Origin of the sequence: Actinoplanes ianthinogenes, from assembly GCF_018324205.1 — a bacterium.
Lineage (GTDB): Bacteria > Actinomycetota > Actinomycetes > Mycobacteriales > Micromonosporaceae > Actinoplanes > Actinoplanes ianthinogenes.
In genome coordinates, this window is record NZ_AP023356.1 from 9,655,255 (window position 1) to 9,666,723 (window position 11,469).

The following is an 11,469-nucleotide window of genomic DNA, read 5'->3' on the forward strand; positions in this document are numbered from 1 at the left end:
TCCACGCAGCCCGCGAAAGCTTAGCGGTGCCCGGCCGGCTTCCAGGGAGCCTCGGCGACGCCGTAGGCGACCGAGCTCGACTGGATCAGCGTGCCCGCCGGCAGGCCGCGCGCGGCCGTGGTCCGCCGGGTCCGCTCCCCGATGTACAACCCGGTCACCGGGTCGATGATGACCTCCAGCCGCTCACCGGCCGCGGCGATGCCCAGCGCAGTCCCGGTCCGCCCGTCGAGCGTCGCCCGCTCCTCGACGATCTTCAGCGTGGGCAGGTACGCCAGCGCCCGGTACAGCGCCGACCGCAGATCCGCCGGGATCAGCCCGCTGCGCAACGCGTCGGCCACATAGACGAGCACCTCCTGGTCGGCGTCCCGCCCACGCCCGTCGGTGTCGTCGCGCAGCCGGTCGAACAGTTTGCGCGGATCACGAGGCAACCCGGCGACGAACGCGGCGGTCGGCACCTGCCAGGTCCCCTTCGCGGTGCACATGTCGCTGATCCCGGGCCCGAAGGCTCCGCAGGGGCCGGTTTCCCGGATCGGCGCCGAGCGGTCGTCGAACCCGGCAGCCGTCAACTGTTCCGCGGTGCCGAGCAGGGGAACCCGTTCCCCGGTGTCGGTCTCCAGCCGGAACCACTCGCCGGCCCGTTCCGCCGGCACCCACAGCTCCTGCTTGACGCCTCGCAGGGCGCCCAGGTCCGAGTTCTGGAAGACGGCCGCCATCGAGTGGACGGCGATGTACCGGTATTTCCCGGCCGGAACCGGCTCGTCCACGGCCTGGATCGGGGCATCGGCGGCCGTGTTCAGCGTCTGCGCGACCAGGACCATCGCGCCGTCCGGCGTGCGGCCGCGGATCGCGACGACGGCCACCGCCACGGCCAGGATGACCGCGGCCGCTGCGGCGAGCGGGACACGAGGCCACTTTCTTTTCAGTACGCGAACACGCACCCTGCGCAGCGCTTCCGGATCCTCCGCCGGGACCGGGTAGAGATCGTTCAGGGCGACGTCGAGTTCGTCGATCATGAGTCACCTTTCAGCGCGCGCAGGTCCCGCCGGACGCGGTGCAGCCGGGAACGGACGGTGCCCTCCGGAATGCCCAGGGCGGTGGCGATCTCCTTGGTGCTCAGCTCACCGAGGCTGCTGAGCAGCAGCACGTCCCGGTCGCCGTCGGGCAGCGCCGCGATCGCCGCCGCCAGCGCCGCGACGTGGGTCCGCGCGTCGACCCGCGCGGCCACCCCGTCCTCGGGGCCGCCCACGGACTCGACATGCGTGGTCAGGCGCTGCGACATCCGCTGTTGCTGCGCCTGCACCCGGTGGTGCCGCCGCAGCAGGTTCACCGCGATCCCGAACAGCCAGGCGCGTGCACTGCCGCGCTCCGGCCGGTAGTCACCCCGCCCCGACCAGGCCGCCAGGAACGTCTCGGCCACCACGTCCTCGGCCTGACTCGCGCCCACCTGCCGGGCCAGATACCGCCACAGGCCCGGCGCATGCTCGTCGAAGAGAGCGGCGAACCGCTCCTTGGCGTGCGGCCCGGTCAGCCGCAACCCGGCCGGTGGATCGTCGCCCACGGCGGGCACCTCGGCGATGCGTAAGCTCATGCCAGGTATTGCCAGAACCCGCGGTTCGCGTTCACGCGATGGTGTGGCCGTACTCCGCCGACAGCAGCGCCAGATCCGGTTCGCCGTAGGCGGCGACCATCTCGGTGAAGCGGGCCGCCTTGTCCGGCCCGAAACGGCTCACGCTGACCGTGTAGGTCGCGGCGGACACGAAGACCGGCGGGTGCTTCTTGCTGTGGAATTTGTCGGCGTACATGACCAGCTCCTCCTCACCGGTCTTCGCCACGTAGTCGCCCGGCGGGATCGGCAACCCCTGGTCGAGGACGTCCGCGCGGGTCACGCCGACCCCGGTGTGGCAGGAGCAGAACCGGCACAGCACCTCCGGGAACCCTTCCGCCTCCAGCAGTTCGTGCCCGAGCACCCCGTGCCGGATGTAGTTCGGGTAGTCGAGCACCCCGTCGCGCCCGTACAACCGGTACACGCCGATGTCGTGCAGCAGGCAGCCGGCCCGCACCAGATCGGCGTTCAGCCCGGCGCCGAGCCGGTCGAGGAGCTGCTCGGCGATCCGGCAGACGATCTCGCAATGCGTCCAGACCAGCTCGAACGCCTCCGGCGTCGGCGCCACACGCTCATGCAGCGCCCTGATGTCCTGGTCCGAGGGAATCCACACAGTCGCCCATGATCTCATCCCGTGCGCCGGCATCTCGCCACCGGCTCGTTCGCCACCGCCGGTCTCGCGGCAGCGACAGCGGCGGCGCTGGCCTTGGCCGGGCGCCGGGTCCACAGAAGAGCACCGGCAGCGGCCGCCACCAGCAGCGCGACGACGCCGGCCGGCTGAGCCCACGCTCCGTCGAGCGGCCCGCCCCGGCCGCCGGCCGTATCCGCGATCCACCCGGCCAGGTTGTCGGTCCGCGCGCTCAGGTCGGCTCCCTCGTGCGGGCAGGACGGCCCGCTGCTCACCACCGCCACCAGCGTGGGCGGGTCGGTGCGGAAGTACGGCCCGCCGGAGTCGTGCGGGCAGGCACTGGTGTACCGGTGCGGCCGGCGGCCGGAGACCTCCACGACGGCGTCGCCGACCCGGTCGACGACGAACGTGCCGGTCTGCAGCCTGTCCGGGTTCCGGTCGCCGGCGCCCGCCAGGCCGTACCCGGTCAGCCGGACCTCCTCCCCCGGCCGCGGCGGGGTGTCCCCGACGGTGAGCGGCGCGACGTCGGTGATCGCTTCGGCGAGCTCGGCGAGCGCGACGTCCGCGGTCTCCGCCTGCCGGACCCCGGCCACGTCGACCTCATGCCCGCCCACCACGGCGGTGGTCCGCTCGGCGACGGTACGACCGACCCGCTCACCGCCCGCGTCCCGGAAGCAGTGCCCGGCCGTGATCACCCACCGCGGCGCGATCAGCGCTCCCGAGCACCAGCTGTCCCGGCTGCCGTGATCCTCGGTCGGGATGCCGGTCATGGTCAGCCGCGCCGAGAACGACCAGGCGCCCTCGGCCGCGTCCTCGCCGTAGGCGATCGCGTGCGCCGGCTGGGCGCCGGCCAGCACGACCAGCACCATCGTGAGCAGGCTGAGCAACGGTCGGAGCATGACGGCACCCCCACAGCGGCCGGACGGGACAGGGCACGCCCATGCTCCGGAACCGGCCGTTCGGGGACCGTCAGGCTCCCGCTTATCGGACCTTTATCCACGGATCCCTGTGACTATCTTGACCTACTGAAGAAACATCTCCACTCTATGGGAGCGCTCCCGACAGCGTCCCCCATCGATGTGAAGAAAGGGGCAGATCATGCGAAGAGTCCTCATCGCACTCTGCGCCGCCCTGCTCGCCGCCGTCGGCGCGGTCATCGCGCTCGGCAACCCCGCCTACGCCGCCACCGGCTTGCACGTGGTCGGCACCGACATCTACGAGGCGAACGGCAACAAGTTCGTCATGCGCGGCGTCAACCACGCGCACACCTGGTACACCTCGCAGACCAGCTCGTTCGCCGCCATCAAGGCGGCCGGCGCGAACACCGTCCGGGTGGTGCTCTCCGGCGGCCGGTGGACCGCGAACACCGCCGGTGACGTGGCCAACGTGATCTCGCTGTGCAAGGCCAACAAGCTGATCTGCGTCCTGGAGGACCACGACACCACCGGGTACGGCGAGGACAGCGCCGCCTACACCCTCGACCAGGCGGTCAACTACTGGATCAGCCTGAAGAGCGTGCTGGCCGGCCAGGAGGACTACATCTCGATCAACATCGGCAACGAGCCGATCGGCAACACCAACCCGAGCCAGTGGACCGCCGCCACCACCGCGGCGATCAAGAAGATGCGCGACAACGGCTTCCAGCATCTGCTGATGATCGACGCACCGAACTGGGGCCAGGACTGGCAGCAGGTGATGCTCGCCAACGGACAGACCGTGCTCGACGCGGACAGCCAGCACAACACGATCCTGTCCATCCACATGTACTCGGTGTACTCGCAGGCCTCGACGATCACGTCGTACCTGGACACCTTCAAGTCCAAGGGCTGGCCGCTGCTGATCGGCGAGTTCGGCTGGCAGTTCGCGTCCGGTGAGGTCGACGACCAGACGGTGATCGCCGAGGCGGCCCGGCGCGGCCTCGGTTACCTCGGCTGGTCCTGGTCCGGCAACACCGACCCGGTCCTGGACATGGTGCTCAACTTCGACGTCAACCAGAAGACCACCTGGTACAGCCGGGTCTTCGACGGCCCGAACGGGATCAAGGCCACCGCCAGGGAGGCCACCGTCTTCGGCGGAACCAGCACCTCGTCCCCGTCCCCGTCCCCGTCCTCTCCGTCGCCCTCGTCACCGTCACCGTCGCAGCCCAGCGGCAAGACCTGCACCGCGACCTACGCGATCGCCGGCCAGTGGCCGGGCGGCTTCCAGGGCGAGGTCAAGGTGACCGCCGGCGGCACCGCGATCAGCGGCTGGACCGTCACCTGGACCTACGCCAACGGCCAGACCGTCGCCAACGCCTGGTCCGCCACCGTGACCAGCAGCGGCGCCACCGTCACCGCCAAGAACGCCGGCTACAACGGCAGCCTCGTGGCCAAGGGCACCACGTCCTTCGGCTTCCTCGGCTCCTGGACCGGCACCAACTCGGTGCCCACCCCCACCTGCACCGCCAGCTGATCCCACCACCGGCAGGGGCCGCGCGTCGCGGCCCCTGCGTCTTCTTTCCGGTACGCCCGGAGCCGCCCCCACCCTCAGGAACGCAGAGTCCGGCTCGGCAGGTCCCCGAACACCTCCCGGTACGCCGCCGCGAACCGATCCGGCTTGGCGAAGCCCCACCGGGCGGCGATCGCCTTGACGGTCGCGCCCTGCGCCGGGTCCGCGGCCTGAAGCTCCCGATGCGCGTGTTCGAGCCGCACCCGCCGCACGAACCCCAGCGGCGTGGTGCCGTAGTGGGTCCGGAAGGCGTACTGCAACGCGCGGGCGCCGGCGCCGGCCGCGGCCGCGATGTCCGACAGCGTCACCGGCCGGGCCGCGTTCGCGTCGATGTAGGCCACCGCCCGGCGCAGCGCCGCCGGGGTCACCGAGCCGGGTCCGGGCAGGTAGGACCGCGTCATGCCGGAGTTCGGGAAGGCGTGCAGCGCGGCCACCGCCACCGTGCGGGTCATCTCCTCGGCGACCAGGGGCGACGCCATCGGCGACGGGTCGTCCATCAGAGCGCCGTTGGCCAGGTGGGCGACCGCCCGCCAGTACCGGCGCATCTCCGGCGAGATCGGCCGGACACCGTCGAGGCGCAACCGCCCGCGCGGGATGTCGAAAGCCTCCTCGGCGATCTGGTCCAGCCGCTGGAGCGGCAGTCGCAGCACGCTGAGCGTGATGTCGTGCGTGGCGAAACCGACCGGGACACCCACCGGGCACGCCGCGACCGAGCCGGGCGCCAGCTCCAGGTGGCCCTCGGCCGGGGTGGTGATCCGCACCTGGCCGCCGTGCACCACAAAGAACAGGAAGTAGTCGAACGGATCGGTGGTCTGGCTGTAGTCCAGAGTGCTGCGGATCCGGTCACCGGCGATGGCCGGGACCTGGCTGCTGCGGACCGCGAAACGCGCACCGTCGCCGGTGCGGGCGAACCGCGCGCGGGTCCCGACGAACGTCTGCCGCATGAACTCGGTGATCTCGTCCTCGACCGCGGAGGAGATGGACGACCGTTCCGGCTGTGCGGTTGCCGACATCGTCGCCCCCCGGTAGGAATCGACCCCTGGTCGCTGGCAAACCCGTCCCTCACCGTACGCATGAACCGTCCGCCGAACGAAGTCCGCGGCACGAACCACCCGTGGAGGTGAGCCCGGAACGTACCCCGCCACACGAACCGGTTGCCCGCCGAACGAACAGGGCGGCCCGGCGATCTTGCCGATCCGGGTCCTCCGTCGTCCGATGACGGTGTGGCTCAGCATGCCGACAACGTCAGGCAGCGCCTGCAGGCTGTCCTCGACCATGCCGCGGAGGCGCGGACCAGTGCCGAACGCCGCCGCGCCGCCGCCCAGCGGTACCTCGCCAACGCCGCGGCCGCGCACGCCGCGGCCGACAAGGCCCGGCAACGCCTGGCCGACCGGCAACCCGCGGAATAGCCCGCCCTCCGGTCCCGGACCGCTCTTCCCGGCGTCACCCCCGATTACGGTACGCCCGGAGCCGTCCCGGACGGCGGCTGCCGCAGACCGGCCAGGGTCGCCTCCACCGACTGCCGCCACACGGCCGGCGCCCGCCCGGCCCCGAGGATCCCGCTCAGTTCCAGCGAGGCGAGACCGTGCACCAGGGCGAACAGGTGCCGGCCGATGCCGAACTCGTCCCGCCCGGGGAACACCCCCTCGGCGACCCCGCGCCGGATCACTCGCAGCACCCGCTCGAAGCTGCGATAGACCAGCCGGACCAGCGGGTCGTCACGATCGGACCCGGCCCGGGCCAGGCTGAAGAAGAGGTCGTACAGCTCCGGCTTGGCCAGCGCCGCCGCACGGTAACCGAGGGCCAGGTCGACGATCTCCGCGCACGGGTCGGACCGCTCCGGCACCGCCTCGTGGTGGCGCCGCATGGTCTCGGCCACGTCCTCCGCCATGGCCCGCAACAGCCCCTCCTTGTCCTCGAAGAGGCTGTAGACCGCGCGGGTGGAGGTGCCCGCGGCGGTGGCCACCCGCCGCACCGACACCGCCCCGGCACCCTCGGCGTGCAGGATCTCGGCCGCGGCGGCGAGCAGTGCCGCCCGGGTTTGCGCTCCGTGCCCCTTCGGACGTCCCATGCTCCCCACCATATCGCAACGCTGTTACGTTACGGCGTAACGAAAAGGAGCAGACGATGGACGCCGATGTGATCGTGGTGGGCACCCGGGTCGGCGGCGCGGCGACCGCGATGCTGCTGGCCCGGGCCGGCCTGCGGGTGCTCGCGGTGGACCGCACCCGGTTCCCGAGCGACACCCTCTCCACCCACCAGGTGCAGCTGCCCGGCGGCGCACTGCTGCGCCGATGGGGTCTGCTGGACACCTTGATCGCACAGGGCACCCCGGCCGCCCGCATGGTCACCTTCGACGCCGGCCCGGCCGTGCTGCGCGGCGCCTACCCGCACGTCGGCGGCGTCGACGCCGTCTACAGTCCCCGGCGCACCCGGCTGGACACCCTGCTGGTCGACGCCGCGCGCACGGCCGGCGCGACCGTCGAGGAGGGGTTCGTCGTCGAGGGCCTGACCGGCGCCGGCGGCCGGGTCACCGGCATCCGCGGCACGCCGAAGGGCGGCACCCCGCGCACCTTCACCGCGCCACTCGTGATCGGCGCCGACGGCAAGCACTCCACGGTGGCCCGGGCCGCCGGGGCCCGCGAGTACCGGTCGCGGCGGACCACCTCGGCCGGCTGCTACACCTACTTCGCCGGTCTGCCCGTCACCGGCGGCGAGATCTACAGCCGGCCCGGCATGATGGTCACCCTGTGGCCCACCGACGACGGGCTCACCATCGTGTTCCTCGCCGTGCCGCTGGCCCGGTTCGCCGGCCTGCGCACCGACCTCACCGGGAACTATCTCGCGGCCGTCGCCTCGGTGGGCGATCTCGGCGAGCGGCTCGCCACCGCGCACCGGGCCGGTCCGGTCCGGGCGACCGCCGACCTGCCGAACGTGTTCCGGCGGCCGTACGGCCCGGGCTGGGCCCTGGTCGGCGACGCGGGGCTGGTGATGGACCCGATCACCGGGCAGGGCATCGGCCACGCTCTGCGGGACGCCGAGTCGCTGAGCGCCGCGATCGTCGCCGGACTCGGCGGCCGGCGCCCGCTGGACGCCGCGCTGGCCGCCCACCACCGTGACCGGGACACCGCCCGCCGCCCGATGTACGACCTGACCACCCGCCTGGCCCGGTTCCGGCCCGACCGCGCCGGCCCGACCCTGTTCCCCGCCATCGCCGCCGATCCGGCCCTGGTCACCCGATTCCTGGGGGTCCTGACCGGCGCGGAGCCGGCGGACGCGTTCTTCGCCCCGGCGGTGCTGCGCCGCATCGTCGGCACCCGCGGCCTGCTCCGGATGGTCGCCGGCCGCCCGGCCCCCGCCACGTCCGGCTGAGACCACCATCCTCTCAACTTCACGGTTTCCCGGCCGATGCGGTGGCCGTGACCGAACCGCCGCGCCGCCGCGCCTGCCGCGGCCGTTCCCGCTGGGTGGCGTTCGTCGCCGTGGCCGTCGTGGCGGCCGTCGGCGGCGCCGTGGTGGCCCGCCGGTGGCCACGATCCACTCCCCCGCCGCCGGCGCCCGAACCACCGCCACCGGCCCAGGCCGCAGCCCCGGCCCCGGCCCCGGCCCCGGCCGAGCCTGCGCCCAGGCTCACGGCCCGCCGCCGTCGCGCCCTGACCGTCGTGGCCACGATCGCCGTCACCGCCGCCGGAATCGGCATCATGGTCGCCACCGGCGATCGGCCCCGCCCCGCCGACGCTGGAGACGGCTCGCTCGCTACCTTCAGCCCGGTCGTACCGGACCGGGCCTGGCTCCTCACGCCCAGCCCGACTCCCACGGCACCCTGGACTCCCCCACCGGCCCCGGTGCCGGTCCCGGTCAGCACCGGCGTTGCCGCGCATGACAGCGTCGTCGTCCTGCACGGCGAATCGGGCGAGGAGATGACCCTGGAGATCACCGATTACCGGAATCCCGCCCTCAGCACCGACGCCGGCGGCCCGCCGATGAAACCGGCCCTGGGCCACCGCCTGGTCCAGGTCACGGTCCGCGTGGGGAACGTCGGCGGCGTCCCCTTCATCAGCGACCTGGAGAAATACGCCTGGCTGCTGGACCGCGAAGGCCACGCGTACCCCCTCGACCCCGCCAAGACCAAGGCCCGCAACCCCATCGCCGCCCACCGTCTCGACCCGCAGACCCTCACCGCCCGCACCATCGTCTTCGAGGTCCCCGGCGAGGCCGACCTCAATCGCCTCCGCCTCAGCCGCCACCCCGGCAAGAAGAACCAGACCCAGGTCTGGCGTCTCCCCCTGAGCAGCACGCCGGGTTAGCCTCGGAGGGCATGACGGATTTCCCGGGCACCGACCTCGCCGCTCACCTCGCCGCCTACACCGCGGCCTTCGCCACCGGCTCCAGCGCCGCCCTCGACGATTTCTACGAGCCGGACGCCATCGTGGTCCCGCAGCCGGGCACCCCGCGGGCCGGCGCCGCCCAGCGCCAGGCGACCCTCCAGCATCTCCTCGACTTCGGCCTGCCGATGCGGGCACAGCTCCGGCACCACTACACCACCGGCGACCTCGCACTCACCGTCGTCGAGTGGTCGATACGCGGCACCGCCCGCCAGGGCTTCCCCCTCGACGTGCACGGCGTCGCCGCCGACGTGCTGCGCCGCGGCCCCGACGGCCGCTGGCGTTACCTCATCGACAACCCGTTCGGCACCGCTGCGGGTCAGGACCCGCAGCCCAGGTAGCTGCCGCCGTGCTGTTCGGCGAGCATGGTCACGTAATCGGTGCGGTGGCGGTGCCCGGCGCTGGGAACCAGGTCCGGGAAGGTCGCCTCGACCAGCCACGACGACGCGGAGGACGGGACCGTGGTGACGGTCCCGCCGTCGGCGGACAACTGGCGGGCCACGGCGCCGGCCGCCTCCTCGTCGGGCATGCCGAGCTGATAGGTGACCACGCGGGGCGACGGCTCGGGATAGTCCTCACCGACGCCCATGGCCCAGTGCAGTCGCTGGCACAGGTCGCCGAGCAGCGCGTTCAACTCACCCGGTGAGGCGCCGGCCGGCAGCGGGCCGTGCTCCGAGAGGCGCCGGATCAGGTGCGCCGTCAGGTCGGGATCGAGCTGCTCGGCGTGCAGGTCGCCGTGGACGACGACCAGCACACCGAAGATGGCCGCCAGATCGGCCTCGGGCAGGACACGACTCATCCGCCCAGTAAAGCGTCACGCCGTCGCGGCCGGAAGCCGGTCCGGCTCGTCGGTCACCACCCGGTCACGGCCCTGCTCCTTGGCCGTGTAAAGCGCCCGGTCGGCCCGTCGCAGCAGATCCTCGGCACTCTCGCCGGCCTCCAGCTGCGCCACCCCGGCGCTGAAGGTGACCCGCAACGGGCCGAGCGGCGTCGCCACCACGATCTCGGAGCAGCGCTGCCGGCACTGCGCGGCCATCTCCGCCGCGGTCCGCGCGCCCGCGCCGGGCAGCAGCACCGCGAACTCCTCGCCGCCGTACCGGGCCAGCGTCCCGGCCGCGCCGACCGCGTCGCCGAGCTCCCGGGCCAGCCGGATCAGCACCTCGTCGCCGACCGCGTGCCCGTACGTGTCGTTGACCGCCTTGAAATGGTCCACATCGATCATCACCGCGGCCAGCGGGTGCCCGGCGGCCACCTGCTCGCGCAGCACGGTGGTCAGGTGCCGGCGGTTGTAGACGCCGGTCAGGCCGTCCCGCACCGCCTGGTCGGTCAGCTCGGCGCGCAGCCGCTCCAGCTCGGTGACGTCCCGGACCACCACGACCGTGCCCGCGCCGCCGCCGCTCTCCGGCGACATCCGCACCACCCGCACGTCGTAGATCCGCCCGTCCGCCGACGCGACGGTCTGCTGGTCGACCCCGGTGAACGCCGACGTGAGCCGCGGACCCAGCACGTCCTGCCAGCACTGGCCCACCACGCCGCCGTCCGAGCCACGCAGGACCGCGAGCAGGTCGACCGCCGCCGGGTTGACGTCCAGGAACCGCCCGTCCGCGTCGAGGACCATCACCGCGTCCCGCAGCGCCGCGATCACCTGTTTGTAGGAGACCGGCGTCTGCCGGGCGGGCGTCCCGCTCCGTTCCGCCCACCACCACATCGATGCGGTGACCAGGAACAGGATCGGGGTCAGGTCCACCTGCCGGTCGTTGGTGAGCAGGAAGATGCTGACCAGGTTGCCGACGGCCGGGGCGAACCCGCCGACCAGGAAGAGCAGGAAGACCCGGCGATGCCCGCGGACCGCGCGGCGCATCGCCGCCACCGCCCGGGCCATGCCGGTCGCGATCAGGGTGTAGGAGTAGGCGGTGTGCAGCCAGTACAGCGGCCCGAAGTGCGGCGTGACACCGCCGTCCGGGTGGCTGACGACGGAGCTGAAGAACGCGTGATGCCACGGGTCGGTCGCGACCGCCGCGGTCAGCAGCACCGGATGGATCAGCAGCAGGGCGTGCCATCGGCGCAGCCGGTCCAGGCCGTACCCGGTGAAGACCGTGATGTGCCAGTGGAACCCGGCGACCAGCATCGCGACGCCCGGGAACATGGCGTAGGTGCCCGCGAGCGCCACGGTCGGCGAGGCGGCGGTGGCGAAGGCCTGCGCCAGCGACCACAGCGCGGCGCCGGACGTGATCAGGGCCAGCGACTTGGCGTGGCGGCGCCAGGACAGCACGGCGTAGAGCGCCGCGACCAGGGCCGCGGCGACGTAGGCCGGGACCAGTACGGCTCGCACGGGGTCCCGTTCGGCAGCCGGTGGCTCGAGCTGA

At 72.8% G+C, this 11,469-nt stretch carries 13 protein-coding genes; 5 read left to right on the forward strand and 8 right to left on the reverse strand.

Features of this window, described 5'->3' with window-relative positions; genetic code table 11:
* Positions 1-20 precede the first annotated feature (20 nt).
* From Aiant_RS44120 to Aiant_RS44135, 4 genes are read right to left on the reverse strand one after another with little or no spacing between them, the layout of a single operon-like run.
* Positions 21-1,013, reverse strand: a complete 993-nt coding sequence (locus tag Aiant_RS44120) for a CU044_5270 family protein (RefSeq protein WP_189330580.1) — start codon at positions 1,011-1,013, stop codon at positions 21-23.
* Positions 1,010-1,588, reverse strand: coding sequence for an RNA polymerase sigma factor (locus Aiant_RS44125; protein WP_189330581.1), 579 nt, complete (start codon positions 1,586-1,588; stop codon positions 1,010-1,012). Before Aiant_RS44125 ends, Aiant_RS44120 begins: the two co-directional genes overlap by 4 nt.
* Before the next feature lie 31 nt (positions 1,589-1,619).
* Entirely contained in the window at positions 1,620-2,216 is a 597-nt protein-coding gene (locus Aiant_RS44130; RefSeq protein WP_189330582.1) for an HD domain-containing protein, read from the reverse strand.
* Between the two features lie 14 nt (positions 2,217-2,230).
* Entirely contained in the window at positions 2,231-3,130 is a 900-nt protein-coding gene (locus Aiant_RS44135; protein WP_189330583.1) for a S1 family peptidase, read from the reverse strand.
* Between the two features lie 199 nt (positions 3,131-3,329).
* On the opposite strand from Aiant_RS44135, the gene Aiant_RS44140 reads away from it, so the two are divergent.
* A complete protein-coding gene (locus Aiant_RS44140; RefSeq protein WP_189330584.1) occupies positions 3,330-4,682 on the forward strand; it encodes a cellulase family glycosylhydrolase in 1,353 nt (450 codons plus the stop codon).
* A 74-nt stretch (positions 4,683-4,756) separates the two neighbouring features.
* Here Aiant_RS44140 and Aiant_RS44145 read toward each other — a convergent pair whose 3' ends face one another.
* Positions 4,757-5,731: a helix-turn-helix domain-containing protein gene (locus Aiant_RS44145; RefSeq protein ID WP_189330585.1), complete on the reverse strand. Its 975-nt coding sequence runs from the start codon at positions 5,729-5,731 to the stop codon at positions 4,757-4,759.
* Positions 5,732-5,941: 210 nt separating this feature from the next.
* Between Aiant_RS44145 and Aiant_RS44150 the strand changes: the two genes are divergently transcribed.
* Entirely contained in the window at positions 5,942-6,127 is a 186-nt protein-coding gene (locus Aiant_RS44150; RefSeq protein ID WP_189330586.1) for a hypothetical protein, read from the forward strand.
* Positions 6,128-6,171: 44 nt separating this feature from the next.
* Here Aiant_RS44150 and Aiant_RS44155 read toward each other — a convergent pair whose 3' ends face one another.
* Entirely contained in the window at positions 6,172-6,789 is a 618-nt protein-coding gene (locus tag Aiant_RS44155) for a TetR/AcrR family transcriptional regulator (protein WP_189330587.1), read from the reverse strand.
* Between the two features lie 56 nt (positions 6,790-6,845).
* Here Aiant_RS44155 and Aiant_RS44160 point away from each other — a divergent pair, with 56 nt between their 5' ends.
* The 3 genes from Aiant_RS44160 to Aiant_RS44170 are packed head-to-tail and all read left to right on the forward strand — an operon-like array spanning position 6,846 to position 9,444.
* Entirely contained in the window at positions 6,846-8,090 is a 1,245-nt protein-coding gene (locus Aiant_RS44160) for an NAD(P)/FAD-dependent oxidoreductase (RefSeq protein ID WP_189330588.1), read from the forward strand.
* Positions 8,091-8,137: 47 nt separating this feature from the next.
* Entirely contained in the window at positions 8,138-9,025 is an 888-nt protein-coding gene (locus Aiant_RS44165) for a hypothetical protein (protein ID WP_189330589.1), read from the forward strand.
* Positions 9,026-9,036: 11 nt separating this feature from the next.
* The gene (locus Aiant_RS44170; protein ID WP_189330590.1) at positions 9,037-9,444 is read left to right on the forward strand and encodes a YybH family protein; all 408 of its coding nucleotides are present in this window, start codon (positions 9,037-9,039) and stop codon (positions 9,442-9,444) included.
* Here Aiant_RS44170 and Aiant_RS44175 read toward each other — a convergent pair.
* Both Aiant_RS44175 and Aiant_RS44180 read right to left on the reverse strand, forming a co-directional pair.
* Entirely contained in the window at positions 9,423-9,902 is a 480-nt protein-coding gene (locus Aiant_RS44175) for a hypothetical protein (protein WP_189330591.1), read from the reverse strand. The two genes, Aiant_RS44170 and Aiant_RS44175, sit on opposite strands and share 22 nt — an antisense overlap.
* 15 nt (positions 9,903-9,917) lie before the next feature.
* The gene (locus Aiant_RS44180) at positions 9,918-11,435 is read right to left on the reverse strand and encodes a sensor domain-containing diguanylate cyclase (protein WP_189330592.1); all 1,518 of its coding nucleotides are present in this window, start codon (positions 11,433-11,435) and stop codon (positions 9,918-9,920) included.
* Between the last annotated feature and the right edge of the window lie 34 nt (positions 11,436-11,469).